The organism is Thiothrix fructosivorans (assembly GCF_017349355.1).
In the GTDB taxonomy this organism is placed as follows: domain Bacteria; phylum Pseudomonadota; class Gammaproteobacteria; order Thiotrichales; family Thiotrichaceae; genus Thiothrix; species Thiothrix fructosivorans.
Genome location: NZ_JAFMPM010000006.1, coordinates 330,438 through 355,571, shown reverse-complemented (window position 1 = coordinate 355,571; position 25,134 = coordinate 330,438). Strand labels below are relative to the sequence as shown.

Genomic DNA, 25,134 nt, shown 5'->3' with positions numbered 1-25,134 from the left:
AAAAAGGTCGCTATTGCGACCTTTTTACTTTAGAGCGGCAAGCTATTTAGCCACGTTGTTACCACGGCGTTCAGTGCATCGCCTTTGTCTTTGAAGTTGTGGTCTGCCTCTGGTAGTACCATTTGTTTGGAATGAGTATTGCCTGCTTTCTGCATCAAACGTTGCCGTTCGGGTGCATAGCTGATGGCGGCTGGAAGATCTTTCTCACCGTACACGTCGAGTACGGGCACTTTCACGGTATCCAGTGGCAACACTTCACCCATTCCCATGCCTACGTAAGCGCGAATCGTGCTATCACCTTTTGTCCCTAGCCAGTGCATTGCCATCTGCGCTCCGCAACTGTGGGCGGCTAATACCACGTTGTTAATGCCTTTTTGTTGTAGCAGGGTGATACCCGCATCAATGCGTTGGTCTGCATTGCCAAGCAGGTGGATGTAATCGGTAGGTTGCGCGGTGGGAGCCAAGAGCGGCATTTGCAAGGATAGCGTCGTCCAGCCTTTGGAAACTAAGCCCACCCGTAGTGGATGCACTACCTCCGCCCAGTCGGGGTGTTTGCCACAGCCATGCAATAGGATAACCCCGCCACGCGGCTGTTCCGCTGCGGTCAGAATACCCATGAAGGGTTGCGCCCCGTCGTTCAGACTGACGATTTCACCTTCCCGGATTGCCCCGCTCAGTTCACCGACTAAGCGTTGTTCTTGGGCGTAATCCGGTATGGCGGTGGCAGCAGGTTTTGCCGCTGCTGGCGCTACGGTGTCATTTTTTTTTTCTTCCGGTGCTGCTAGCCCAGAAGGTGAGGGTGGTGCGATGGCGGTCGGGGCGGGGGGCGGTGGCATCATCACCGCTTGGTCGATTGCTGGTGGCGGCGGCGGTACTGCTATCGGTGCGACAGGCGCGACAGCAGAAACAGGGGCTACTGGCGCGACAGGTGCGACCGCAGTAGGGGCTATTGCCGTTGTTGGTGCAATGGGAGCAGTAGCATCAATTGCAACCGGTGCAGTCGCAGGCATGGCTTGCTCTGGCAACGTGGCAGCGGCGGCAGGTGCTGTTGTTTCTGGTGCAGGCGCACTGGCGGCGACGGGTGCGGTTGCCTCGGGTGCAGGCGCACTGGCAGCAGCGCTGGGGCTGCTCACTTCAACAGGTGGGCGCATTATCATCAGAACCAGCACGGCAACAGAAGCCAGCGTATAAACGGCAGTGGCAACTCTCATGTTCCTCTCCTTGGCATAGGGGTGTTTGTTAAAATCGAATAAAACGTTCAAAATATACGATTGGACGTTGGTGTTACTTTTACTTAGAGTACAACGCTCCAAAGAGTTTAATCAACCACACCGAGGAGTCCATCATGGAACTGAAGGGAAGTAGAACAGAACAACACCTGAAAGATGCTTTTGCAGGTGAATCGCAAGCTAACCGCCGTTACCTGTATTTCGCTGCTAAAGCTGACGTGGAAGGCTACAACGACGTTGCGACTGTGTTCCGTTCCACTGCGGAAGGTGAAACCGGTCATGCGCACGGTCACTTGGAATACTTGGAAGTCTCTGGCGACCCAGCGACTGGTCTGCCGATTGGCCCGACCGCTGCTAATCTGAAATCAGCGATTGCTGGCGAAACCCACGAGTACACGGACATGTACCCCGGTATGGCGAAAGACGCACGCGCAGAAGGTTTCGACGAAATCGCGGATTGGTTCGAGACACTGGCAAAAGCGGAGCGTTCCCACGCTAACCGTTTCCAGAAAGCACTGGATAATCTGGACGCATAAGGTCTTGGTAGGGGTGAAGCCTTTTCACCCCTACACCCCCAACGGAGAACAACAAACATGGCAACCCCGATCCGCGAAGGCAGCCTGCAAGCACCCACCCGTCACGCGCTCGACTGGAAAAACCCCGAATTTTATAACGAAGATGCCGTCCTGCACGAAATGGAGCGCGTCTTTGATCTCTGTCACGGTTGCCGCCGCTGCGTCAGCCTGTGCAATTCCTTCCCCACGCTGTTTGATCTTGTGGACAATTCCAAGACGATGGAAGTGGATGGTGTTGACAAAAAAGATTACTGGCAGGTCGTGGATCATTGCTATCTGTGCGACCTGTGTTACATGACCAAATGCCCGTACATTCCGCCGCATGAGTGGAATATCGACTTCCCGCACCTGATGCTGCGTGCCAAAGCGGTGAAGTTTAAGAAAGGCGACACCAAATTCCGCGATAAAGTACTGAGTTCTACCGATATGGTTGGCAAGTTGGCGGGCATTCCCGTCGTTGCGGGCATCGTCAATAAAGTCAATCAGAACCCCGCCTTCCGCCAGCAACTCGACAAAGTGTTGGGCGTGCATCCGCAGGCGAAAATCCCGTCTTACCACAGCGACAAAGGGCGTGACCGTGTGGCGCGTTACAAGACGTTGGATGAATCCAAGGCGGTTGCGGCAGGGCGTACTACCGGCAAAGTGGCGATTTTTGCCACCTGTTACGGCAATTACAACGAGCCGCACATTGTCGATGATTTGCGTAAGGTATTTGAAATCAACGGCATTCCTGTGACATTGCTGGATAAAGAGCAATGCTGTGGAATGCCCAAATTGGAATTGGGCGACTTGGAATCTGTGGCAGCGGCGAAAGAAGCCAATATTCCAGCAATGATGAAGCTCATCAACGAGGGCTGGGATATTGTCGGCCCTGTACCGTCGTGCGTGCTGATGTTCAAGCAGGAATTGCCGCTGATGTTCCCCGATGATGCCGATGTGCAAACGGTGAAAGGGCGCATTTTCGACCCATTCGAGTACCTGATGCTGCGCCACAAGGAAGGCAAGTTGAACACCAACTTCAAAAAGTCTTTGGGCAAGGTCAGCTACCACACGTCTTGCCATTTGCGCGTACAAAACATCGGCTACAAAACCCGCGAATTGTTGGAATTAGTGCCGGATACTAAGCTGGAATTGCTGGAACGCTGTTCCGGGCATGATGGCACGTATGCGGTGAAAAGCGAATTCCACGACGTGTCGATGAAAATTTGCCGCCCGATTTTCACCAAGGTGAATCAAGCTAAGCCAGATTATTACGGCAGCGATTGCCCGATGGCAGGGCATCAAATCGAGAGTGGATTGGATGAGGGTATGCCTCCGCCAACACATCCGCTGACCATGTTACGCATTGCTTACGGTTTGTAAGGAGAGTGATGATGGAAAAGTTGACCCGTGCAGACTTGCTGAGTCTGGAACAATATTCAATCGAGCGCAAAGCCTTCCGCGAGAGAGTGATGGCGCACAAAGCTGACCGCAAAATACACATTGGTCCGAATGCGACACTGTATTTTGAAGATCGCTTAACCATGCAATACCAGATTCAGGAAATGCTGCGGATTGAGAAGATTTTCGAGTCCGCTGGCATTAATGAGGAACTGGAGGCGTATAACCCGTTGATTCCCGATGGCTCGAACTGGAAAGCGACCTTCATGGTCGAGTTTTCCGATGTGGAAGAGCGCAAGGTGCAACTGGGGCGGCTGATCGGGATCGAGCGGCATACGTGGGTGCAGGTGGCGGGTTTCGACAAGGTTTACGCGATTGCCAATGAGGATTTGGAGCGCGAAACCGAGGAAAAAACCTCGGCAGTGCATTTTATGCGCTTTGAGTTGACCCCGATTATGGTGGCTTCGGTGAAGGAAGGTGCGGCGATTCAGATGGGGATTGAGCACCCGAATTACACGGATACCGCGACGTTGAGTGAAGCATCGCGTGCTTCACTCGCCGCTGATTTGGGTTAATGACTGCGATTAATCGCAAACCACGCCAATGACTCCAATGCCTGTCGATAGTCGCTATCTGGCAGGCATTGCAGGCTGGCAATCGCGCTTTCCGTTTCACCCTTGGCACGTTCCAACGTGTAATCAATCGCCTTGGTGTCGGTAATCGCCTGCATAATGGCATCAATCTGATCCAACCCACCCTGCTCAATCGCACTGCGAAGTATGGCAGCCGTCGCCGCATCGCTGCGCTGTATCGCAATAATCAGCGGCAGTGTGGGCTTACCTTCGGCTAAATCATCACCGACGTTTTTGCCCATTTCCTCAGCATCAGCGGTGTAATCCAGCACGTCATCGACTAACTGGAACGCTGTGCCTAAGTGCATCCCATACTTCGCCATCGCTTCTTCGTGTTCCGCACTCAATCCCGTCAGCACCGCACCCAACTGGCACGCCGCTTCAAACAATTTCGCGGTTTTGGAATGGATGACCTCCATGTAACGCTCTTCGGAGGTATCGGGATCGTGGCAGTTGAGCAATTGCAAGACTTCGCCTTCCGCAATCACATTGGTGGTGGTAGAGAGAATTTCCATCACGCGCATACTGCCCACGTCCACCATCATTTCAAACGAGCGCGAATACAGGAAATCGCCGACCAGCACGGCGGCTTGATTACCCCAAACATTGTTTGCAGTTTCCTTGCCACGCCGCATATCAGACTCGTCCACCACGTCGTCATGCAGCAAGGTGGCGGTGTGGATAAATTCCACAATTGCCGCAATATCAACGTGTCTGTCGCCCTGATACCCACAGGCACGCGCCACCAGCAACGCTAGCAAGGGGCGCAAGCGTTTACCCCCGCTACCAATAATGTAATGGCTGAGTTGGTTGATAAGCACGACATCGGAATGCAGGCGACGCTGGATTAAAGCATTGACTGCCTGCATGTCAGCATCGGCAAGTTGGCGAATTGTATTGAAATCCATGATTATGCAGGCTGCGGTAAAGCCCCGAATGCTAGGAAGCCCCCCCTGCGATGTCAAGCGATACGCGCAACTCCTTGAAATATTTTATTTCTCGTTTGACCTGAACGGGCGTAAACGGTATAATCCTGCGGCTCTTTAACAGGACATTTTTTGGAGAATCGAATCATGTATGCGGTCATCGTAACCGGCGGTAAACAGTACCGCGTCGCTCTAGGCGACAGCATCTTTGTTGAAAAACTGGATGTAGCAGAAGGCGCAGACATTGATTTCGATAATGTCCTGATGGTCGGGGAAGGTGATACCGTGCAAATCGGTGCACCTTACGTTGCAGGCGCGAAAGTAACTGCAAACGTTGTGGCCCAGACTCGCGGCGTCAAAGTGCGGATCATGAAATTCCGCCGCCGTAAGCACCATCAGAAATGTACTGGTCATCGCCAGTACCTGACACAAATCGAAATCACTGGCATTTCAGCAGCGTAAGGGGAGACAGCAATGGCACACAAAAAGGCAGGCGGTAGTACCCGCAACGGTCGCGATTCAGAATCGAAACGACTTGGCGTTAAGCGCTTTGGTGGTCAATTCGTTCTGGCTGGTAACATTCTGGTTCGCCAGCGTGGTACGCGCTTCCACGCTGGTGATAACGTAGGTATTGGCAAAGACCATACCTTGTTCGCCAAGGCAGACGGCGTAGTGGTTTTCAAGCAAAAAGGCGCTGAAAACCGTAAGTTTGTAAGCATCCAACCTGTTGAAGGTTGCTCAGCTTAAAAACTTCCGTCTTCGGACGATTTGCGTAAAAGCCCCGCCTGTCGGGGCTTTTCGCGTGTTATGATCACCCCATGAAAAATATCCCGCACCCCATTCAATATCAAGGCAGTAAGCGCAATCTGGCATCCGTCATTCTGGGTTATTTCCCTAAGGATGTGGATCGTTTGGTTGAGCCATTTGCGGGTTCGGCTGCTATTAGTATTGCGGCGGCGGCACGTCAATTGGCGGCGCGTTATGAGATTAATGATGTCAACAAACCATTGGTAGAATTACTACGTTTGATGGTGGAGCAACCTGTAGAAACGGCTGATTATTACGAGCAGACTTGGAATGGGCAGCTCACACAGGATAGTCCGAGCCATTATTATCAGATGCGAGATGCCTTTAACCGCAGCCAAGACCCCCGTCTTTTCCTGTATTTGTTAGCGCGTTGTGTCAAAGGTGCGGTGCGTTACAATGCTGATGGGATGTTCAATCAAAGTCCAGATAAGCGCCGCAAGGGTACTCGCCCCACGACTATGCGTAACAATATTTCCGGGGTGTCTGCGTTGTTGCAAGGCAAAAGTGCCTTTTCAGCATTGGATTACCGTGATGTGCTGAGAACGGCTACAACCGATGATCTGGTATACATGGATCCGCCTTATCAGGGCGTTTGTGGTGAACACGATTCCCGCTACTTGTCTGGTATTGACCACCATGAGTTTGTATTGGCACTGGAAAAATTGAATGAGCGGGGTATCGCTTACGTCGTCAGTTATGACGGACGCAGGGGTGATAAAGTCTTTGGTGCAGTATTGCCTGCTTACTTGGAGCTATCCCGTGTCGAGTTGTCAGCAGGGCGTTCCAGCCAGTCCACTTTGCTAGGGCGTGATGAAATAACGTATGAATCGTTATACTTGTCGCCCGCATTGCTGCAACAGCGAGCGTTGTCTGCTTCACGTAGCAGTTACCATATGCCACTACAGCCGCAATATGCTTTGTTTGCAGCGGAATCCCATGTTTGAGGTGTCAGCAGAATTATTAGCACTTTGTCGCGCTGTTACGGCAAAACGTCCTAAAACGGTTATTGATCATATTTTGGCGCATGGCTTTATCACGACCGAAGCGTTGAAAGATGTTTACGGCTACAACCATCCGCCGCGTGCAGTACGGGATGTGCGTGAAAATGGTATTCCAGTGGAAACGTTTCGGGTAACGGGTTCAGATGGGCGTAAGATTGCCGCTTATCGCTTTGGTGACTTGAGCGGCGTGGCGGTTAGGAAATTATCGGGGCGCACGGGTTTATCCAAGCGGCTTAAAGATGCCCTGATTGCCAAGTACGGTTGCCAGTGTTTCATCTATTTGGAGGTGATGGATGAGCGTGATTTACAAATCGACCATCGTGTTCCCTATGAGGTAGGTGGAGATGGCGACGGGGCGTTAAGCACTGACGATTTTATGCTGCTGTCTGCCTCCGCGAATCGGGCAAAGTCTTGGTCGTGTGAGCATTGTGACAATTGGAACGGCAGTAAAGATAAGCAGGTTTGCCTGACCTGTTACTGGGCTTTCCCAGAAAATTATAGCCATGTGGCAACGTGCCACATGCGTCGTATTGATCTTGTTTGGCAAGGTGATGAGGTCGCTGTTTACGAGAAATTGAAAGCAGCGGCGCATGAACTTGGCAAGGAAGTGCCTGAGTTTGTTAAAGAAGTACTTGAGCGTGAAGCCAAGTTACTGGGATAGGATTTATGCAGTTTGTTGATGAAGTAGTAATCCGCGTGAAAGCGGGTGATGGTGGCAATGGTTGTGTGAGCTTCCGCCGCGAAAAGTACATTGAATTTGGTGGCCCCAACGGTGGTGACGGTGGCGATGGTGGCGATGTGTATCTGGTTGCCGAACGTAACTTGAATACGCTGATTGATTTCCGCCACCAGCGTTATTACGAAGCACAACGCGGTGAAAACGGCGCGGGTAGAAATCTGACCGGCAAGCGTGGCGATGATATTGAAGTCAGCGTGCCGGTGGGTACAGTCGCTTACGACGAAGAAACTGGCGAGATGATCGGCGATTTGATCGAACCCGGTCAACGCTTGCTGGTGGCTAAAGGCGGTTGGCATGGTTTGGGTAACTTGCGTTACAAAAGCTCGATCAACCGTGCGCCGCGCCAATCGAAACCCGGCACAGTGGGTGAATTACGTGTATTGCGCATGGAGCTGAAGCTACTAGCGGATGTGGGCTTGTTAGGCTTGCCGAATGCGGGTAAATCGACACTGATCAGTGCGGTATCGTCTGCTCGTCCGAAAGTGGCAGATTATCCGTTCACGACCTTGTACCCGAATTTGGGCGTAGTCAGTGTTGGGGTAACGCAAAGTTTCGTGATGGCGGACATTCCTGGCTTGATCGAGGGCGCGGCGGAAGGTGCAGGCTTAGGCATCCAATTCCTGCGTCACCTTGCGCGTACCAGTTTATTGCTGCATGTGGTAGACGTGGCACCGATGGCGGAGGAAAATGAGCCAGTGCGTGCGGTGCGTACCATCGAAGGCGAGTTGGAGCAATACAGCGAAGAGCTGTCCAATTACCCGCGTTGGTTGGTGCTGAACAAAATCGACATTTTGCCCCCTGAAGAGCGTGCTCCACGCTGTCAGGAAATTGTCGATGCACTCGGTTGGACAGGCAGAGTCTTCCAGATTTCAGCGGCGACCGGCGCAGGCACACAAGATTTGTGTTTCCACATCATGCAGTATTTGGACGAACATGCAGACAAGTCGAACTGAATTCATGCCGAAGACCCAGCGTTGGGTCGTTAAGATTGGCAGCGCCCTGCTGACCCGTGATGGGGAAGGCTTGGATCGCGAAGCACTGGCAGATTGGGCGGGGCAAATGGCTCGCCTGCACCAGTCCGGTGTAGAAATCGTGTTGGTGTCTTCCGGCGCGGTCGCGGAAGGCATGAGCCGCATGGGTTGGAAAACCAAGCCCAAAGCCCTGTTTGAAAAGCAGGCGGCGGCAGCAATCGGGCAAATGAGCCTGATTCATGCCTACGAGATGGTGTTCCAACAACACGGTTTCCACGCGGCGCAAGTGCTGCTCACGCATGACGATCTGGCGAATCGCCGCCGTTACCTGAATGCGCGTAGCACTTTAACCACCTTGATTGAACTCAACGTCATTCCGGTGATCAATGAGAATGATACGGTGGCGTTTGATGAAATCCGTTTGGGTGATAACGACACGCTGGGCGCAATGGTGGCGAATCTGGTCGAGGCGGATGTGCTGGTGATTCTCACCGACCAGTCCGGCTTGTATGACAAAGACCCGCGCAAGTTTGCCGATGCGCAGATGATTGTTGAGGGGCGTGCCAACAACCCCGATTACGTGGAATTTGCGGGTGGGGCAGGCACGTTGATTGGCAGCGGCGGGATGCGTACCAAGGTCATTGCCGCGCAACGGGCGGCGCGTTCGGGCTGTGCCACAGTGATTGCGTCTGGGCGTGAACCACTGGTATTGGAACGGCTACGCAGCGGTGAAACATTGGGTACGTTGTTATTGCCGGATGCTGCCCCGATTGCAGCGCGTAAGCAGTGGATTGCAGGGCAATTGGCGGCGAAGGGGACGTTGTGGTTAGATGCGGGTGCTGCTGATGCGATTCTCAATACTGGCAAAAGCCTATTGCCCGTCGGTGTCGTGCGCGTCGAGGGCGTGTTTGACCGTGGCGAGGTCGTCAGTTGCGTGACGGAAGACGGTCGTTTGATTGCCAAGGGATTGGTGAATTATTCGAGTGAAGAAGCGCACCGTATCAAACGTCAGCCGAGCAAATTGATTGAACAAGTACTAGGCTACGTGGATGCTCTGGAACTGATCCATCGCGATAATCTGGTGTTATTGTAAGGAAAGGTTCGCTTTAGTCGGATTTTATTGTGGTGTACGCTGGAGGTGCTATCGTGCTGGTATCAGTGTATACGGAGGATTAGGTATGGATAGCGAACGTTACAATATTCAAGTGTCGGTGGAATCCCATTTCATCGAAAAAGAGTCTGACCCCGACCAATCGCGTTACGTATTTGCCTATACCGTAACCATTGTTAACCAAGGCAGCGTTCCCGCTAAACTGCTGGCACGCCATTGGATTATTTCCGATGCGGATGGGCGCACCCAAGAAGTACGCGGCGATGGTGTCATCGGTGAGAATCCGCACTTACAACCGGGGGAGGGTTTTCGTTACACCAGTGGTACAATTTTGGATACCCCCTTGGGTGTGATGCAGGGGTCGTATCAAATGTTAGCCGACGATGGCGAGCGTTTTGATGCAGCGATTTCCCCCTTCCGTCTGGTTGACCCGCGTGTGCTGCATTGAGCTATTTTATGCTTAAAAATCAACGTTACCGCTTATCAAGCCCTTGCTAGACAGGCTTGAAAAGCGCGGGGTATATTGAGCATCGGTTTCACAATAGTGTCTATAAAAACAAAAAGTGGTAACGATGAAAACCCCAAAATCAGACCCTGTCAACGGTCTTGTGGCGTTGTCTGTGCTGTGTGGTGCAGCCGCTGTACACAGTCCATCAGCCGAAGCAGCGGTGTATACCTACGTCGATAACGACGGTACGCGTTGGTTAACCAATACCCCTAAGAAAGGCAATAAATACAAGTTAGTCGCTAAATACGGCGCCCCCCAAAAGAAAAGCCCTAAACCTGCTACTTTGTTGGGAAGCCCGACATATCCGAGTTCTTCGGCTGTGCCGCCAGTAGCGCGTAGTTCGCGAGGGCATTGTGGTGGGCAAAGTCAGGTGCAATTGCAACAGAAAATGCTGCAACACTTGGACTCCATTCGTATCCACGCACGAACTTACGGCGTGGATGAAAATCTCGTCATGGCGTTAATGAAGCAAGAATCCTGTTTTAATGCTGGGGCGCGTTCACCCGTCGGCGCAATGGGCTTGATGCAGCTCATGCCGGGAACTGCCGATATGATGGGCGTGAATAATGCGTGGGATCCGCACCAAAATATCGAAGGTGGGGTGAAATACCTCTCGCAGATGTTGCGCGAATTCAACGGCAATGAAGCCCTGGCCTTGGCAGCCTACAATGCAGGTTCTGGAGCAGTACGCAAATACAACGGCATTCCCCCTTACCGCGAAACCCAGAACTATGTTGCCAAAATCATGGGCGATTACCGTGGTGGGCAAGCTCGTCCTGTACCGCAAGCACAACTATCCCAAGCCACTGGCTTTCAACGCAATGCGCGGGTAACGACGGCGGTGGCGCGTGGACAAGGTTGGGCGCGTCCGGTGCAAGATTTCGCGGTTTTCCGTGGTTTGCCATAATCAAACGCTGCGTGTATGCTTTGACGTTTGATTTTGATCTGTGGAGATGAGCGATGTCGATGTCTGACCGCGATGGCCTGATCTGGCTGGACGGCGAAATGGTGCCTTGGCGCGAAGCCAAAACCCACGTCTTAACCCATACCCTGCATTACGGCATGGGTGTTTTTGAAGGCGTGCGGGCGTATAAGACGGATCAAGGCACGGCGATTTTCCGCTTGCAAGATCATACGGATCGCTTGTTCAACTCCGCCAAAATCATGCGGATGCCGATGCCTTACAGCAAAGAACAACTTAACGAAGCGCAACGTGCCGCCGTGCGTGAAAATAATCTGGATTCCGCTTATATCCGCCCTATGTGCTTCTACGGGTCGGAGGGCATGGGCTTGCGTGCTGACAATCTGGAAACCCACGCAATGGTGGCAGCTTGGACATGGGGTTCTTACCTCGGTGCGGAGAACATGGAAAAAGGTATCCGCATCAAGACCTCTTCCTTCAACCGCCATCATGTCAATGTCACCATGTGCAAGGCGAAAGCCAACGGCAATTACATGAATTCCATGCTGGCGTTGCGTGAAGCCTTGGATGATGGTTATGACGAAGCATTGTTGCTGGATGTGGACGGTTTTGTGTCAGAAGGCAGCGCGGAAAACTTCTTTTTGATCAAAGAAGGTGTCTTGTATACCCCTGAACTGACGGCGGCGCTGGATGGCATTACCCGTAAAACCGTGATCACACTGGCGCGTGACTTGGGCTTTGAAGTCCGTGAAAAGCGCATTACCCGTGACGAAGTGTATGTGGCAGATGAAGCATTCTTCACCGGCACAGCAGCGGAAGTTACCCCGATTCGTGAATTGGATCGTCGCGCCATTGGTTCAGGCACACGCGGCCCGATTACCGAGCAATTGCAAACTTTGTACTTGGATATTGTGCACGGTCGCTCTGAAAAATACCGCGACTGGCTGACCCTTGTTTAACGGATTGTGTGGGAGGCTGTATGTCTGCACCGAGCATTGCTGATTACAAACGTTTGAATGACACCCGCGAAGTGGTGGTGAAGCGTCAGGATTTACCCTTGAGTTGCCCCACCGATGCGACTGCGTTGTGGTGTTCGCACCCGCGTGTGTCGTTGGCGATTGAGGGTAGTGCGGATAAGACGGCGCGTTGCCCGTATTGCGGTACGCTTTACCGTTTGATCGACTAACGCTATGGCGTTTTCCCCCCAACGTTGCCTAGTCGTCGGCCCTTCGTGGGTCGGCGATATGGTGATGGCACAAAGCCTGTTCATGGCACTTAAACACCGTTTCCCTGATTTGCAGATTGATGTGCTTGCGCCAGCGTGGAGCAAGCCGATATTGGCGGCAATGCCTGAAGTTCGGGCGGCGATTGAAATGCCATTACAGCACGGCGAATTGGCATTGGGTAAACGTTACCAACTTGGTAAAGCCTTGCGGACGAAGGCGTATGATTGGGCAATTGTGTTGCCGCGTTCGCTGAAAGCCGCGCTTGTGCCGTTTTGGGCAAAGATTCCGGTGCGGACGGGCTTTAAGGGGGAAATGCGTTACGGTTTGCTGAACGATATTCGCCCTATGGATAACTCGGTGTTGACGATGACGGTGCAACGGTTTGTAGCGTTGGGGTTGCCGAAGGATGCTACGCTACCGCCGGAGATTCAGCCGCCACACCTCACCCCCACCCGTTCCCTGAGCGTAGTCGAAGGGTTTCTCCTCGCCCTCTGCCCCGGTGCAGAATACGGTGGAGCAAAACGCTGGCCTGCTGAGTATTACGCCGAAGTCGCTCAGTATTACATCGCGCAAGGCGGGCAAGTTATCCTACTCGGCTCTGCCAAAGATGCCCCCGTCACCGCGCAAATTGCCGCCGCTGTTAATTCCCCCGCCTGCCAAGACCTTGCAGGCAAAACCAGCCTACAGGAAGTGCTGGGTTTGCTCGCACAAGCCACGCAAGTGGTCAGCAATGATTCCGGCTTGATGCACGTTGCTGCCGCTGTCGGTACGCCCGTGATTGCCTTATATGGCTCTTCTGACCCGACCTATACCCCGCCTTTGAGTGACAAAGCGCAGATCCTCTACCTTGGATTGGTGTGCAGCCCGTGCTTCAAGCGCGAATGCCCTCTGCAACATCTCGATTGTCTCCAGAAAATTCTGCCAAAACACGTCATTTCCTTGCTATAAAGCACGAAAGCGCTTTAAAAAATTCGCTATGCTGTGCTGCAACAAAATTTTATCTTGATAAGGTGTACTGTATGGAACTTGAGCAGCTCAAGGTGCGTAGTTACTTGGCGAAGTGTTCGCCGTTAAAGGATTTGCCAGCGGAATGGTTGGATAAACTCGCGGCAAACGTCACGTTCCAGTGTAATGGCATCGGCGATGCGGTCATGAGTATCGGCGAGCAAAATGACCGAGTGCTGCTGATCCGCCGTGGGGCTGTGGATGTGTTTCTGGAAAACGGCGAGCTGTATGGGCGCTTTAGCAAGGGCGATTGGGTCGGCTACCGTTCGGTCATGCGCGGTGGCGTGGTGGGCATGACGGTTAAAGCACTGGAAGACAGCCTGTTTTTTGCCATCCCCGCTGCGCTGTTTCTGGAATTAGTCGATAGCTTTGAGCGTGTTTCCCAATACTTCTCCGAACGCAAGCAAGAGCGTCTGCGCAGTGCCATTCAGGAAATGCGTGGTTCTGATAATTACGCCATGATCACCCTGCATGTGCAGGATCTGATGAAACCTGCCTTGTTGATTCGTAAAGATGTGCCGGTGCAAGCCGTCGCGCAGCAAATGACGGAAACCAAGAGCCGTGCTGCCATTATCACCGAGGATGATTCCACACCACACGGTATGGTAACGGATACCGATTTCCGCCGTGTTATTGCTCAAGGTTTGCGTATCGACTTGCCCATCGGCGACATTATGACGCGCAAGCTTTATACGTTGTCGCCCAACGATCAGGCTTCCGAAGCCTTGTTGCTGATGACGCGTTTTAACCTGCGTCATGTGCCAGTGGTGAACAATAATGAGGTGGTCGGCGTTATTTCGGCGACCGATTTGCTGCGTGGGCAAAGCCACAATGCGATCTACATGGTGGGTGACATTTTCACCGCGCCGGATGTGGCACGACTCGCAGAACTCAGCAAAGGCTTGCCGAATGTGCTGGTCGGTTTGGTTAAACAGAACTTGCCTGCGAATGATGTTGGTCATGCGATTACTTCCATCGGGCAGGCGATTGCGCGGCGTTTGTTGGTGATGGCGGAAGGGCAGTTTGGCAAACCTCCAATTCCGTATGCGTTTATTGTGGCGGGTTCGATGGCACGGCGTGAACAAACCGCGCATTCCGACCAAGATAACGGCATGATCTTGTCGGATGCGTACAATGAAGCGGAACACGGTGAGTATTTCCGCAGCATTGCCAAATTTGTTAGCGATGGCTTGAATGCGTGCGGCTATGTGTATTGCCCCGGTAATGTCATGGCAACCAATGATCAATGGCGGCAACCGTTGTCGGTGTGGCGTGGTTACTTTGAAACGTGGATCAATCGACCCGAACCGCAGGCGCTCATGTACGCCAGTATTTTCTTTGATCTGCGCTGTTTGCACGGTGAGGAAAGTCTGCTCAATGACTTGCAGGAAGAAGTGCTGCATAAAACCAAAGCCAGTACGTTATTCCAAGCCTTCATGGCGAGCAATGCCTTGGGCTTCAAGCCACCGATTGGGTTCTTCCGAGGCTTTGTATTGGACAAAGACAAGGACGGCTCTGACGAAAAAGGCATGGACATGAAAAAGCGTGGTGTTGTGCCGGTCATTGATCTGGCACGGCTGTATTCGCTGGCGGGGGGCTTGCGCCCCATCAATACGTGGGAGCGTTTGGAAGCCATTGCGGAAGCAGGGGTGATGAACCGCTCCATGATCGAAGATTTACGTGATGCGTTTGAATTCATCAGCACGGTGCGTTTGCAACATCAGGCAAAGCAAATCGAGAAAGGGTTGAAGCCTAACAATTACGTGCCGCCGGAAGAACTGTCGTCGCTGGAACGCCGCCATTTGAAGGATGCGTTTGAAGTGGTTTCCAGTATGCAGGATGGTATGACCACACGTTACAAAGCGGATCAGTTTAGATAAGGAGAAACGTCAATCTGCTACATGTTCACCTGACCGAGCTGGCTTGCCCCGCCTTGACGGTGGCAAGCAGCGCGAGTATTCAGGCTGTAGCTGCTTGTATGACGCAGGCAGACAGCCGTGCTGTGCTGGTGCTAGATGCCAGCGGCAGCCTGCAAGGTATTGTGACGGATACTGATTTGCGGGCGCGAGTATTGGCGGTGGGGCTTGATCCTGCCACCACGCCGATTGGTGACATTATGACGGTCGCGCCGCTCATTGTTCCTGCCACCCAAACCGCCTCGGATGCGCTGTTGCTGATGGCACGGCGTAACGTGCGCTACATTCTGGTCACATTGCCTGATGGTGGTTTCGGTATCGTGTCGGTGTTTGAGCTGTTGCGCCAATACGATTACAACGCGGCATGGCTGGTGGGTGATATTCATGTTGCACCGGATGTGGCAGCCTTAACACGCCTCAGCCAACATTTGCCGAGCACCTTGGTACGCATGGTGCAAAACGGTACGCCCGCCCGCGATATTGCGCACTCCCTCAGTCTGCTTGGGCAAGAAATCGTGCATCGCTTACTGAAATTGGCAGAAAGCCGTTTCGGTGCACCGCCGATTCCTTACGCGTTCATGGTGGCGGGTTCGATGGGGCGGCATGAGCAAACCATCTACACCGATCAAGATAACGCCATGATTCTGGACGATAGCTTTGTGCCCGAATTGCACGATGCCTATTTCCAGCAAGTGGCGCATTTTGTTAGTGATGGCTTGAATGCGTGCGGTTATGTGTATTGCCCCGGCAATATCATGGCAAGCAACCGTGAATGGCGGCAACCGCTGCGGGTGTGGCGGGAGTATTTTCGCGCATGGGTGGATACGCCTGAACCACAGGCGTTGGTGAATGCCACTATCTTCTTCGATTTGCGTTGCACCTATGGTGATGACAGCTTGTTGTTGCGGCTGCGTGATGACTTGCTGGGACGTACCCGCAATAGCAGCCTGTTTCAGCGCTTACTGGCAGACAATGCGCAAACGTTTCAGCCTCCACTCAACTTTTGGGGCAGGTTTACCAGTGAGCGCAATGCAGCAGGCGAAAAAGTCATCGACTTGAAAAAGCGCGGAATTGTGCCGGTGATTGATTTAGCGCGGGTGTATGCGCTGGCGCGAGGTTTGCCGCCGGTGAATACGGTGGAGCGCTTGCAAGCCTTGGCAGAAGTAGGTGTGCTGAACGGCGCTGATGTGGGTGAATTGCTGGAAGCGTTGGAGGTGATCAGCCGCTTGCGTTTACAGCATCAGGCACGGCAGGTACAGGCAGGGGTAGCGCCGGATAATGCCTTGCCGTTGGCGAGTTTGTCGGCGTTGGAGCGCAATCATCTGAAAGGGGCTTGTGAAGTGGTGGCGCGGTTGCAGCAGGGAATGTTTCGGGCGTATCGGAGTGGAACTTGATGATGAAATCTGGAAAAATGGCATCGTAAACGCCAAAAAACTATGTAAAATGGCGTTACTAACTCCATTTTACGGTGATGCTGATGTACAGCCGATTGTTTACTCCACCCAACAACAAGAGCTTTTTCCTGTTCGGGCCACGCGGCACGGGCAAAACCACTTGGCTGAAAACGCATTTCAAGGATGCTATCTATCTGGATTTCCTGCGCCCAGCGTTATACCAACGCCTGCTGGGGTCGGAAAATCGGCTGGAGGAATACATCCCGTCTGACTACAGCGGCTGGGTGGTGTTGGACGAGGTGCAGAAAATTCCCAATCTGCTGGATGAAGTCCACCGCTTGATTGAAGAACGTAAGGATCTGTACTTTGTGCTGACGGGGTCGAGCGCCCGCAAATTGCGCCGCAGCAATGTCAACTTGCTGGCAGGGCGTGCTTTGCAATACCACTTTTTCCCCCTGACGGTGCAGGAAGTGGGCAATGATTTTGTGCTGGAACACGCTTTACGCTACGGGATGCTGCCGTCGGTATTTAGCGAAGAAAATCCCAAGCACTACTTGCAAGCCTACCTCCAAACCTATTTGGAACAGGAAGTACAGCAAGAAGGCTTGACCCGCAATATCGGCGCGTTCAGCCGCTTTCTGGAAATTGCCAGTTTTTCCCAAGGCGAATCGCTGAACATCACCGAGGTGGCACGTGAAGCCAATATCAACCGCAAGGTGGCGGAAAACTATTTCACCATCCTCGAAGATTTGCTGATTGCCTACCGTCTGCCGGTCTTTAGCAAACGCGCCAAACGGAAGTTGACCCAGCACCGCAAGTTTTACCTGTTCGACACCGGCATTTATTACCATGTGCGCCCCAAAGGTGTGTTGGATAGCCCGGAAGAACTGGAAGGAGTGTGTCTGGAATCGTTGGTGTTGCAGGAAATCCGCGCCATGAACGCCTACCGTGATTGGGGCTACGACTTGTCATTCTGGCGCACGGCGACGGGGATTGAGGTGGATATTATCTGCTACGGCGAAAACGGTTTCTATGCGCTTGAGGTTAAACGCACCCGGCAGGTTTCTAACAAACACTTGAGCGGGTTGAAAAGTTTCCGTGAAGATTATCCGCAAGTGACCCCGTATCTGCTATATGGTGGTGATGACGTGTTGGAAGTGGATGGGATTAAGGTGATTCCCGTTGTTACTTTTTTGAACGGGATAGACGGATACTTAAGCAAGGTTGAGATGAATACATAACGCAAAGGAGGAATACTTATGTTGAAAGGCATGACATCGCAACGCTTGGTAGCGCTGTTCGTGACCGGCGTGGCGTTGCTGAATTTTCCTTTGCTGACGCTGTGGGATCATGAAGCGCAACTGCTGGGTATCCCATTGTTTCCGCTGGGGTTGTTTTTGGTGTGGGGCTTTCTGATTGCCGCACTGGCGTGGGTGATGGAAACCGGGGAGGACTAAGCCATGTTAACGCCCATGCTGGTAATCGGGGTGACGGTAGCGTACTTGCTGGCGCTGTTTAGCGTGGCTTACGTGGGCGATAAGCGGGCGGAAGCAGGGCGTTCGATCATTGCTAGCCCGTGGGTTTATGCGCTGTCGATGGCGGTGTATTGCACGGCGTGGACGTACTTTGGCAGCGTGGGGCGGGCGGCGAGTGCGGGCGTGTGGTTTTTGCCGATTTATTTAGGACCGATGTTGGCGATGTTGTTGGCATGGCTGGTGGTGCGCAAGATGATCCGCATTGCCAAAACCTACCGGATTACCTCGATTGCGGATTTTGTGGCAAGCCGTTACGGCAAAAGTCGGTTGCTGGCGGGTTTGGTGACGCTGATTACGGTGGTGGGGATCGTGCCGTACATTGCGCTGCAATTGAAAGCGATTGCCAGCGGTTATGCGGTGCTGACGTTGCCACTGGGGGAAACCTTAGCAACTCCGGCAGCCTGGTGGGCGGATAGTGCGCTGTACATGGCATTGGCGCTCGCGGGTTTTACCATTGTGTTTGGGACACGCCATCTGGATAGCAGCGAACGTCACGAGGGGATGGTGGCGGCGATTGCATTCGAGTCGGTGGTGAAATTGCTGGCGTTTTTGCTGGTGGGGATCTTTGTCACTTACGGCATGTTCAATGGCATGGGCGATATTGCCAGCCAAGCCTTGGTACAGGAAAACCTTAAACCTTTATTGGCGTTTGATCAGGGCAAGCCGTTTGCGTATTCGCAGTGGTTTGCGTTGACGCTGTTGGCAATGCTGTCGGTGGTGTTTTTGCCGCGCCAGTTTCAGGTGATGGTGGTGGAAAATGTCGATGAACGCCATTTGCGCCGTGCGGCGTGGGTGTTTCCGCTGTATTTGTTGCTGATCAATATGTTTGTGTTGCCGATTGCGTTGGGGGGCTTGCTGTATTTTGGGGTCGGCACGGTTAACCCCGAAACGTTTGTATTGTCGTTGCCGTTGTCACAGGGGCATGGTTGGTTGGCGCTGGTGGCATTTGTCGGTGGCGTATCGGCGGCGACGGGCATGGTGATTGTGGAAGCTATTGCAGTGTCGACGATGGTCTGCAATGACTTGGTGATGCCGTTATTGTTGCGTACTGAGCGGTTTGGGGTGCGCTCAGATGGCGATTTGACGGGGTTATTGCTGACGATTCGGCGCTTGGCGATCGTGCTGATTTTATTGCTGGGGTATTTGTATTTTCATTTGGCGGGTGAGGCTTACGCGCTGGTCAGCATTGGCTTGATCAGTTTCGCGGCGGTGGCGCAGTTTGCTCCGGCGGTATTGGGCGGGATGTATTGGAAAGGCGGCACACGCAACGGCGCATTGGCGGGTTTGCTGGCGGGCTTTGTGTTGTGGGCGTACATGCTCATGTTGCCGTCGTTGGCAAAGTCGGGGTGGGTAGCAGCGGATGTGTTGCAGCAAGGGCCTTGGGGCATTGCATGGCTGAAGCCGGAAGCGTTTTTGGGTTTGGTAGGGTTGGATAATTTAACCCATGCCTTGTTCTGGAGCTTATTGGCGAATGTGACGGCGTATGTGTGGGTATCGTTGTGGCATCGCCCCGCCGCCCGCGAAGCCAGTCAAGCCTTGCTGTTTGTGGATGTGTTTCAACGCACGAATGCTACGCATCCTGTCTTTTGGCAAGGTCAGGCAAAAGTGACCGATTTATTGCACCTGACCGGGCGTTTTCTGGGAACAGAGCGTGCCGAACGTTTATTCGCCGAGTATGCACAACAAGCAGGTGTGCATGACATAGGGCAAATACCCGCTGATGCGAAGCTGGTACACTTCGTAGAGACGCAATTAACCGGCGCGATTGGCAGCGCTTCGGCTCGCGTCATGGTGGCATCGGTGGTGGAAGAGGAAGCGCTGGAGTTAGATGACGTGATGCGGATTCTGGAGGAAGCTTCCGAATTACGCATTGCCTTGGAGCAGCTCAAAAGTTTGGATCATTTGAAAGATGATTTCATGTCATCCGTGACCCACGAATTACGTACCCCGCTGACCTCGATTCGGGCGCTGACCGAAATGATGCAGGATGACCCAGAGATGGAACTGGAGCAACGCCAGCAATTCCTCGGCATTGTGGTGGCGGAAGCGGAGCGTTTGAGCCGTTTGGTGAATCAAGTGCTGGATATGGCGAAGATCGAAGCGGGTCACGCCGAATGGCATAACAGCGACGTGGACATGCGCGACGTGGTGCAGCAAGCGGTGAATAGTGTGGCAGGAATGTGCCGCGAACGTGAAATTGCCTTGCAAACGGAAATGCCGCCCCACGTTGCGCCGTTACGTGCTGACCCGGATCGCTTAATGCAGGTGGTCTTGAACTTGCTGTCAAATGCGATCAAATTTGTGCCAGCGGGGAGTGGCAAGATTACAGTGCGCGTGTTGGATGCTCCCGTTGGCGTGACGGTGGAGGTCACGGATAATGGTGCGGGCATTGCTCCCGATAAACATGCCTTGGTGTTTGAAAAATTCCGGCAAGCCGAAAATGACGCCGGGTCACAACCGGGTACAGGCTTGGGTTTGCCGATCAGCCGCCAAATTGTGGAGCATTTTGGTGGGCGGATGTGGTTGGTGTCAGAGGCGGGAAAAGGCGCGTGTTTTAGCTTTTTCTTGCCGCGATAACGAATAGAGAGAGGAGAGCATACCATGACAAAAACCGTACTGATTGCGGATGACGAACCCAATATTTTGATTTCATTGGAATACCTGATGAAGCGTGAAGGCTATCGCGTGGTGGTGGCACACGATGGGCAGGAAGCCTGTGAGCTGATTGAACGCGAACACCCTGACATGGTGTTGCTGGATGTGATGATGCCGAAAAAGACCGGGTTTGATGTGTGCCATGAAATCCGCGCCAATGCTGCCTTTAAGACGATGCCTATTTTGCTGTTAACGGCAAAAGGGCGCGATACCGATGTCGCCAAAGGCTTGGCATTGGGGGCGAATGATTACATGACTAAACCGTTTTCCACCAAAGAATTAGCGCAAAAGGTGCGCGATTTATTGGAGGCGGCAGCATGAGACGTTTTGATAAGCGCGTGGCACTCGGCGTGGCGCTGATTGGCTTGATTTGCTTGGTGTGGTTGGGCGCAACGGGCGGGTTGATCTGGTCAACCTTGGATGAGACAGGGCGCACGATCGTTAAAGATACGCTCGGCGAACGCATGATTGTGTTGCTGGCGATGTGGGCAATCTCGTTGATTGCGGTGGGTTCAGCATTACGTTTTCTGGTGTCGTATTTCATGACCGCTCCTGCTCGTTTGGCAGAAGAGGCGCAAGTGTTACTGGGGACGGATGTAAAACGCCAGCTTATACCCTCCGGCAGTATTGAAAACCGTCGTCTGACCGATTTGTTTAACCAATTGGTGCAGCAACGCGAAGCCTTGCGTGAAGAAATGGATGTGCGCGTCGAAGAAGCAGCGCGTAATACGGAACAGGAAAAAAACCGCCTTGCCGCGCTAATGTCGGAACTGACCAAAAGCGTGGTGGTGTGCAATTTGGATGGGCGCATTTTGCTGTACAACAATCGGGCGCGGATGCAATTTCGTGCCTTGTCGCAAGCGCCGGGTGTGACGGGTGGCGGCGAGTTGATTGGGTTGGGGCGTTCGGTGTATGGCGTGTTTGATCGTAAGTTGGTGATGCACGCTTTGGAAAATATTCAGCATCGGTTGCAACGGGGCGCGTCAGCCCCCTCCGCACAATTCATTACCACGACACCTTCGGGGCAGTTGTTACGGGCGCAAATGGCTCCCGTGCGTTCGGTACAAAGTGCTGATGAAACTGCCAAAATGACGGGTTTCGTGCTGATGCTCGACAATATTACTCGCGAATTTGAGGCGCAAGCGCGGCAGGATCATATTTTGCATACACTGACGGAACGCAGTCGGGCGGCATTGGGGAATATGCAGGCGGCGTTGGATATTTTGGAATATCCCGATGTTGAGCCGGACATGCGCGAGCGCTTGTTGACCGTATTGCGCGAAGAAACCGCAGGATTGGGCAATCGCTTGCGTGAACTCAAGTCGTCGGCGCTGGATAGCACGGTATTGCGTTGGCCGCTGGAAGACATGTTGGGGTCGGATTTGGTGGCAGCGGCGATTCGCCGTATCGAAGCCTTGGGTGGTTTGTCCGTGGTGGCGACCGAGGTGGACGATTCCTTGTGGCTGAAAGTGGAAAGCTTTTCGCTGTTGCAAGCCTTGTCGTATTTGGCTGAACGTTTGCGGCAAGAATGCGTGATTAATACGGTGCAATTGCGCTTGAGCATGGGCACAGGTCGGGCGCAATTGGATTTGTGCTGGACACCAAGTGCCGCGAAGTTGACCGATAAAGTCGTGCCGGGTTGGGAAAATGACCCAATGCGTTCTGGCGGTGAAGACACCTCGCTGACCATTCAAGATGTGGTGGAACGCCACGGTGGCGCGTTCTGGTTTGAACGCGAAGCAGAGACAGGCACGGTCTTTTTCCGCTTTTTATTGCCGTTGGCAGCCCCGCAAGAGCAGTTGGAAACCAGCAGTGTGGTGCGTAATGAGAGCCGCCCCGAATACTACGATTTCGATTTGTTTCAAGCCTCGGCGCAGTCGCGTTCCTTGGAAGACAGCAAGCTGAGCGAATTGTCGTTTACGGTGTTTGATACCGAAACCACGGGGCTTGATCCGGCGAACGGTGATGAAATCATCCAGATTGCGGCGGTACGCATTGTGAATGGCAAGCTGTTGCGCAATGAAAACTTTGACCAGTTGGTTGACCCAAAACGCAATATTCCACCGATTACGATTCCGATTCATGGGATTACGCCGGAAATGGTGCGCGGGCAGCCGACGATTGATACGGTGTTACCAGCGTTTCATCTGTTTGCGCAAGAGACGGTGCTGGTGGCACACAATGCCGCGTTTGATATGCGTTGCTTGCAGGTGAAGGAAAAAGTGACGGGTGTGGTGTTTGACCATCCGGTCATGGATACTTTGTTGCTGTCGGCGGTGGTGCATCCGAATCAGGAATCGCATCGGCTGGAGGCGATTACCGAGCGCTTTAATATTAATATTTTGGGGCGGCATACCGCGCTGGGGGATGCGATGGCGACGGCGGAAGTGTTTATGCGCTTGATTCCGTTGTTGGCGGAAATGGGGATTCATACCTTGGGGCAAGCGCGGGAAGCAGCGCAGAAGACGTATTATGCGCGGTTGAAATATTAGGGTTGACCTTAGCTTGGATTCAGCTTAGCTTATCTAATTACTAAAATTTTAGAGCGGAATCAAAATGGCACGTATTACGGTTGAAGATTGCTTAGGACATGTAGAGAATAATTTCGCACTGGTTTTGAAAGCGGCCAAACGCGCTCGTGATATTTCTCACGGTGCACAACCTTTGGTGGCGGAAGAAGGCGACAAGCCAACGGTTATCGCCCTGCGCGAGATCGCGGAAGGGTTGCTGGATCAAAAACCCGTGGTGATTTCTACTCACGTAATCGACAACTAATACCCTTAAAAATACCCGCTGTGCATCCCCAGCGGGTATTTTTTTGAGGTTTGTAAGGGCTTGACCTGATTCGCGTGGGGAAGGTGCTGTATGTCCGTTTTTCGTTCCAATGACTTGATGCGACTGGTCGAACGTTACATGACGCCAGAAGACATTCGTAAGGTTTACGAGGCATTTCTGCTAGCGGCAGAGGCGCATGATGGCGTGTTCCGCGCTGATAAAGTTACCCCGTATATTACCCATCCGCTGGAAGTGGCGCATTCGTTGGCGTTACTGCATTTGGATGCGGATACCATTGCCGCAGCCCTTATGCACGATGTCATTGAAGATACCGATTACACCAAAGCCGATATTACGGCGCAGTTCGGTGAAACCGTGGCTGAACTGGTGGAGGGTGTTACTAAGTTACATCTGAGTGACGAGCTGTGTAGCAAAGAAGCGGTCACCAAAGCCAGTTTTCGCAAGATGATGCAGGCGATGACCAAGGATTTTCGTGTGGTGCTGATCAAGCTGTCGGATCGGCTGCACAATATGAGCACCCTCGGCAATATGCCCCCGCACAAACGCCGCCGGATTGCGCACGAAACCTCTACCACCTATGTTGCCTTAGCCCGCAGGATGGGGATGAACGATATTCGTCGCCAGTTGCAATGGCTGTCGTTTAAGAACTTATACAGTTGGCGCAGCGAGATTTTGCAGCGCTCGCTTGATCACTATATAACGGCAAACGAAGAAAAACATCGACAGATTTTTGATAGTGTTTCCGATGCTTTATTGGCAAGTATTCCCACCAGCAATACCTCGCCGTGGGAAAAAAATCTGTTCCGTGTGTATGAACAATGTCGCCGCAAAAAAGTCCGTTTCCGTCAGCAATGCGATTTATTGGAAATCAGTGTGCAGGTCGGTGAAATTGCCGAATGCTATCAAGCCTTGGGCGTGATCCATAGCATGTTCCGTCCGCGTATGGGCATGGTGAAAGATTTCATTGCCTCGCCGCGTGCCTACGGTTTTCAGGCATTACAAACCACCGTGACCGCGCCGAGTGGGCAAGTGGTGAGCTTCCAGATTCAAACCCGCGATATGTTTCAGATGGCGCAACACGGCTTGGTGGCACAGTGGCGTTACCCCGATATGCGTTCCATGCACAAGCAGGAATACACGCAGGCAGTGTTTGATGATTGGGTCAAGCAGGTGAAGGACTTCGATAGTCACGCGCAAAATCCTGATGAATTTTACGCGGATATGCAGGCCGATATGTTCCAAACGGAAATTTATGCCTATACCCCGCAAGGTGATGTGAAAGAATTACCACGTGGTGCGACGTTGCTGGATTTTGCTTACGCCGTACACACCGAAGTCGGGCATCATTGCATTGGTGCGAAGGTGGATGGGCAAGAATTGCCGTTGCGCAGCCGTGTGCCCAACAATATGGCGACGATTGAAATTCTGACAGATAAAAACGCGCACCCGCAGGCGGTGTGGTTGAATTTTGTGAAAACCAGTCGGGCGTATGCGTATATTCGCAGTTGGTTACGCCAGCACGATCTCTTGCAAGACAGTGGCGCGGAAGGCAGCATCGGGCAAAAGCTTTCTGTCGGTATTATGATCGACGTGCGTGACGTGAAAGGCATGTTGCGTCAGATTACCAAGTGCATGGATGGCTTGGATGTGAATATCGTTGACCTGAAAATCAGTGGGGAAGGGCGCATCAAGCAGGATACCTTTACCTTGCAGGTTGATGATACGGGGCATTTACAAGAAGTCATGCGTCAGTTAAAACACATCCCCAATGTATTGAATGTCAGTAAATTAACGAAATAAAGGATT

The 25,134-nt window shown here is 52.8% G+C and carries 25 protein-coding genes; 23 read left to right on the top strand and 2 right to left on the bottom strand.

Annotated features, from left to right (window positions below; genetic code table 11):
• Positions 1–29: 29 nt before the first annotated feature.
• A complete protein-coding gene (locus J1836_RS04900) occupies positions 30–1,211 on the bottom strand; it encodes a DUF3530 family protein (protein WP_207249960.1) in 1,182 nt (393 codons plus the stop codon).
• A 134-nt stretch (positions 1,212–1,345) separates the two neighbouring features.
• Between J1836_RS04900 and J1836_RS04895 the strand changes: the two genes are divergently transcribed.
• From J1836_RS04895 to J1836_RS04885, 3 genes are read left to right on the top strand one after another with little or no spacing between them, the layout of a single operon-like run.
• The gene (locus J1836_RS04895) at positions 1,346–1,765 is read left to right on the top strand and encodes a rubrerythrin family protein (RefSeq protein WP_207249959.1); all 420 of its coding nucleotides are present in this window, start codon (positions 1,346–1,348) and stop codon (positions 1,763–1,765) included.
• A 57-nt stretch (positions 1,766–1,822) separates the two neighbouring features.
• On the top strand, positions 1,823–3,166 hold the full coding sequence (locus tag J1836_RS04890) for a heterodisulfide reductase-related iron-sulfur binding cluster (protein ID WP_207249958.1): 1,344 nt from the start codon (positions 1,823–1,825) through the stop codon (positions 3,164–3,166).
• Between the two features lie 8 nt (positions 3,167–3,174).
• Positions 3,175–3,759 carry a DUF3501 family protein gene (locus J1836_RS04885; RefSeq protein WP_242632733.1) on the top strand — a complete coding sequence of 195 codons (585 nt, stop codon included), beginning with the start codon at positions 3,175–3,177 and terminating at the stop codon, positions 3,757–3,759.
• On the opposite strand, the gene ispB is transcribed toward J1836_RS04885, so the two are convergent.
• Positions 3,756–4,724, bottom strand: a complete 969-nt coding sequence (gene ispB, locus J1836_RS04880) for an octaprenyl diphosphate synthase (RefSeq protein WP_207249957.1) — start codon at positions 4,722–4,724, stop codon at positions 3,756–3,758. The two genes, J1836_RS04885 and ispB, sit on opposite strands and share 4 nt — an antisense overlap.
• 165 nt (positions 4,725–4,889) lie before the next feature.
• Between ispB and rplU the strand changes: the two genes are divergently transcribed.
• The 20 genes from rplU (at position 4,890) to J1836_RS04780 (ending at position 25,128) form a co-directional block, all read left to right on the top strand.
• Complete coding sequence (gene rplU / locus J1836_RS04875; RefSeq protein WP_207249956.1) at positions 4,890–5,204, top strand: 50S ribosomal protein L21; 315 nt, start codon at positions 4,890–4,892, stop codon at positions 5,202–5,204.
• A gap of 12 nt (positions 5,205–5,216) precedes the next feature.
• The gene (rpmA, locus tag J1836_RS04870) at positions 5,217–5,489 is read left to right on the top strand and encodes a 50S ribosomal protein L27 (RefSeq protein ID WP_093065387.1); all 273 of its coding nucleotides are present in this window, start codon (positions 5,217–5,219) and stop codon (positions 5,487–5,489) included.
• 71 nt (positions 5,490–5,560) lie between these two features.
• The gene (locus J1836_RS04865; protein ID WP_207249955.1) at positions 5,561–6,493 is read left to right on the top strand and encodes a Dam family site-specific DNA-(adenine-N6)-methyltransferase; all 933 of its coding nucleotides are present in this window, start codon (positions 5,561–5,563) and stop codon (positions 6,491–6,493) included.
• On the top strand, positions 6,486–7,211 hold the full coding sequence (locus tag J1836_RS04860) for an HNH endonuclease (protein WP_207249954.1): 726 nt from the start codon (positions 6,486–6,488) through the stop codon (positions 7,209–7,211). The genes J1836_RS04865 and J1836_RS04860 overlap by 8 nt, the downstream gene beginning before the upstream one ends.
• 5 nt (positions 7,212–7,216) lie before the next feature.
• Positions 7,217–8,242 carry an Obg family GTPase CgtA gene (gene cgtA / locus J1836_RS04855; RefSeq protein WP_207249953.1) on the top strand — a complete coding sequence of 342 codons (1,026 nt, stop codon included), beginning with the start codon at positions 7,217–7,219 and terminating at the stop codon, positions 8,240–8,242.
• Complete coding sequence (gene proB / locus J1836_RS04850; RefSeq protein WP_207249952.1) at positions 8,223–9,353, top strand: glutamate 5-kinase; 1,131 nt, start codon at positions 8,223–8,225, stop codon at positions 9,351–9,353. The genes cgtA and proB overlap by 20 nt, the downstream gene beginning before the upstream one ends.
• A gap of 85 nt (positions 9,354–9,438) precedes the next feature.
• On the top strand, positions 9,439–9,819 hold the full coding sequence (apaG, locus tag J1836_RS04845; protein WP_207249951.1) for a Co2+/Mg2+ efflux facilitator ApaG/CorD: 381 nt from the start codon (positions 9,439–9,441) through the stop codon (positions 9,817–9,819).
• A gap of 124 nt (positions 9,820–9,943) precedes the next feature.
• Positions 9,944–10,786: a lytic transglycosylase domain-containing protein gene (locus tag J1836_RS21755; protein ID WP_278189464.1), complete on the top strand. Its 843-nt coding sequence runs from the start codon at positions 9,944–9,946 to the stop codon at positions 10,784–10,786.
• A gap of 53 nt (positions 10,787–10,839) precedes the next feature.
• Positions 10,840–11,760 carry a branched-chain amino acid transaminase gene (locus J1836_RS04835; RefSeq protein WP_207249950.1) on the top strand — a complete coding sequence of 307 codons (921 nt, stop codon included), beginning with the start codon at positions 10,840–10,842 and terminating at the stop codon, positions 11,758–11,760.
• Positions 11,761–11,780: 20 nt separating this feature from the next.
• Positions 11,781–11,987 (top strand): zinc-finger domain-containing protein, encoded by a 207-nt coding sequence (locus tag J1836_RS04830; RefSeq protein ID WP_207249949.1) that lies wholly within the window; start codon positions 11,781–11,783, stop codon positions 11,985–11,987.
• A 4-nt stretch (positions 11,988–11,991) separates the two neighbouring features.
• A complete protein-coding gene (gene waaF, locus J1836_RS04825; RefSeq protein WP_207249948.1) occupies positions 11,992–12,975 on the top strand; it encodes a lipopolysaccharide heptosyltransferase II in 984 nt (327 codons plus the stop codon).
• A gap of 71 nt (positions 12,976–13,046) precedes the next feature.
• On the top strand, positions 13,047–14,912 hold the full coding sequence (locus J1836_RS04820) for a putative nucleotidyltransferase substrate binding domain-containing protein (RefSeq protein WP_207249947.1): 1,866 nt from the start codon (positions 13,047–13,049) through the stop codon (positions 14,910–14,912).
• A 59-nt stretch (positions 14,913–14,971) separates the two neighbouring features.
• A complete protein-coding gene (locus tag J1836_RS04815) occupies positions 14,972–16,342 on the top strand; it encodes a DUF294 nucleotidyltransferase-like domain-containing protein (protein ID WP_278189485.1) in 1,371 nt (456 codons plus the stop codon).
• A gap of 77 nt (positions 16,343–16,419) precedes the next feature.
• Positions 16,420–17,583: an ATP-binding protein gene (locus tag J1836_RS04810; protein WP_242632825.1), complete on the top strand. Its 1,164-nt coding sequence runs from the start codon at positions 16,420–16,422 to the stop codon at positions 17,581–17,583.
• A gap of 18 nt (positions 17,584–17,601) precedes the next feature.
• Positions 17,602–17,799 carry a hypothetical protein gene (locus J1836_RS04805; protein WP_207249945.1) on the top strand — a complete coding sequence of 66 codons (198 nt, stop codon included), beginning with the start codon at positions 17,602–17,604 and terminating at the stop codon, positions 17,797–17,799.
• A 3-nt stretch (positions 17,800–17,802) separates the two neighbouring features.
• On the top strand, positions 17,803–20,454 hold the full coding sequence (locus J1836_RS04800; RefSeq protein WP_207249944.1) for a sensor histidine kinase: 2,652 nt from the start codon (positions 17,803–17,805) through the stop codon (positions 20,452–20,454).
• A 24-nt stretch (positions 20,455–20,478) separates the two neighbouring features.
• On the top strand, positions 20,479–20,853 hold the full coding sequence (locus tag J1836_RS04795; protein WP_207249943.1) for a response regulator transcription factor: 375 nt from the start codon (positions 20,479–20,481) through the stop codon (positions 20,851–20,853).
• On the top strand, positions 20,850–23,024 hold the full coding sequence (locus J1836_RS04790; protein ID WP_207249942.1) for a 3'-5' exonuclease: 2,175 nt from the start codon (positions 20,850–20,852) through the stop codon (positions 23,022–23,024). The genes J1836_RS04795 and J1836_RS04790 overlap by 4 nt, the downstream gene beginning before the upstream one ends.
• 64 nt (positions 23,025–23,088) lie before the next feature.
• Positions 23,089–23,307, top strand: coding sequence for a DNA-directed RNA polymerase subunit omega (rpoZ, locus tag J1836_RS04785; protein WP_207249941.1), 219 nt, complete (start codon positions 23,089–23,091; stop codon positions 23,305–23,307).
• Positions 23,308–23,397: 90 nt separating this feature from the next.
• Positions 23,398–25,128 carry a RelA/SpoT family protein gene (locus J1836_RS04780; RefSeq protein WP_207249940.1) on the top strand — a complete coding sequence of 577 codons (1,731 nt, stop codon included), beginning with the start codon at positions 23,398–23,400 and terminating at the stop codon, positions 25,126–25,128.
• The last annotated feature ends 6 nt before the right edge of the window (positions 25,129–25,134 follow it).

Coding starts and splice junctions, on each gene's coding strand:
- J1836_RS04900 (WP_207249960.1), bottom strand. CDS start 1,211: ATGAGAGTTGCCACTGCCGTTTATACGCTGGCTTCTGTTGCCGTGCTG.
- J1836_RS04895 (WP_207249959.1), top strand. CDS start 1,346: ATGGAACTGAAGGGAAGTAGAACAGAACAACACCTGAAAGATGCTTTT.
- J1836_RS04890 (WP_207249958.1), top strand. CDS start 1,823: ATGGCAACCCCGATCCGCGAAGGCAGCCTGCAAGCACCCACCCGTCAC.
- J1836_RS04885 (WP_242632733.1), top strand. CDS start 3,175: ATGATGGAAAAGTTGACCCGTGCAGACTTGCTGAGTCTGGAACAATAT.
- ispB (WP_207249957.1), bottom strand. CDS start 4,724: ATGGATTTCAATACAATTCGCCAACTTGCCGATGCTGACATGCAGGCA.
- rplU (WP_207249956.1), top strand. CDS start 4,890: ATGTATGCGGTCATCGTAACCGGCGGTAAACAGTACCGCGTCGCTCTA.
- rpmA (WP_093065387.1), top strand. CDS start 5,217: ATGGCACACAAAAAGGCAGGCGGTAGTACCCGCAACGGTCGCGATTCA.
- J1836_RS04865 (WP_207249955.1), top strand. CDS start 5,561: ATGAAAAATATCCCGCACCCCATTCAATATCAAGGCAGTAAGCGCAAT.
- J1836_RS04860 (WP_207249954.1), top strand. CDS start 6,486: ATGTTTGAGGTGTCAGCAGAATTATTAGCACTTTGTCGCGCTGTTACG.
- cgtA (WP_207249953.1), top strand. CDS start 7,217: ATGCAGTTTGTTGATGAAGTAGTAATCCGCGTGAAAGCGGGTGATGGT.
- proB (WP_207249952.1), top strand. CDS start 8,223: ATGCAGACAAGTCGAACTGAATTCATGCCGAAGACCCAGCGTTGGGTC.
- apaG (WP_207249951.1), top strand. CDS start 9,439: ATGGATAGCGAACGTTACAATATTCAAGTGTCGGTGGAATCCCATTTC.
- J1836_RS21755 (WP_278189464.1), top strand. CDS start 9,944: ATGAAAACCCCAAAATCAGACCCTGTCAACGGTCTTGTGGCGTTGTCT.
- J1836_RS04835 (WP_207249950.1), top strand. CDS start 10,840: ATGTCGATGTCTGACCGCGATGGCCTGATCTGGCTGGACGGCGAAATG.
- J1836_RS04830 (WP_207249949.1), top strand. CDS start 11,781: ATGTCTGCACCGAGCATTGCTGATTACAAACGTTTGAATGACACCCGC.
- waaF (WP_207249948.1), top strand. CDS start 11,992: ATGGCGTTTTCCCCCCAACGTTGCCTAGTCGTCGGCCCTTCGTGGGTC.
- J1836_RS04820 (WP_207249947.1), top strand. CDS start 13,047: ATGGAACTTGAGCAGCTCAAGGTGCGTAGTTACTTGGCGAAGTGTTCG.
- J1836_RS04810 (WP_242632825.1), top strand. CDS start 16,420: ATGCTGATGTACAGCCGATTGTTTACTCCACCCAACAACAAGAGCTTT.
- J1836_RS04805 (WP_207249945.1), top strand. CDS start 17,602: ATGTTGAAAGGCATGACATCGCAACGCTTGGTAGCGCTGTTCGTGACC.
- J1836_RS04800 (WP_207249944.1), top strand. CDS start 17,803: ATGTTAACGCCCATGCTGGTAATCGGGGTGACGGTAGCGTACTTGCTG.
- J1836_RS04795 (WP_207249943.1), top strand. CDS start 20,479: ATGACAAAAACCGTACTGATTGCGGATGACGAACCCAATATTTTGATT.
- J1836_RS04790 (WP_207249942.1), top strand. CDS start 20,850: ATGAGACGTTTTGATAAGCGCGTGGCACTCGGCGTGGCGCTGATTGGC.
- rpoZ (WP_207249941.1), top strand. CDS start 23,089: ATGGCACGTATTACGGTTGAAGATTGCTTAGGACATGTAGAGAATAAT.
- J1836_RS04780 (WP_207249940.1), top strand. CDS start 23,398: ATGTCCGTTTTTCGTTCCAATGACTTGATGCGACTGGTCGAACGTTAC.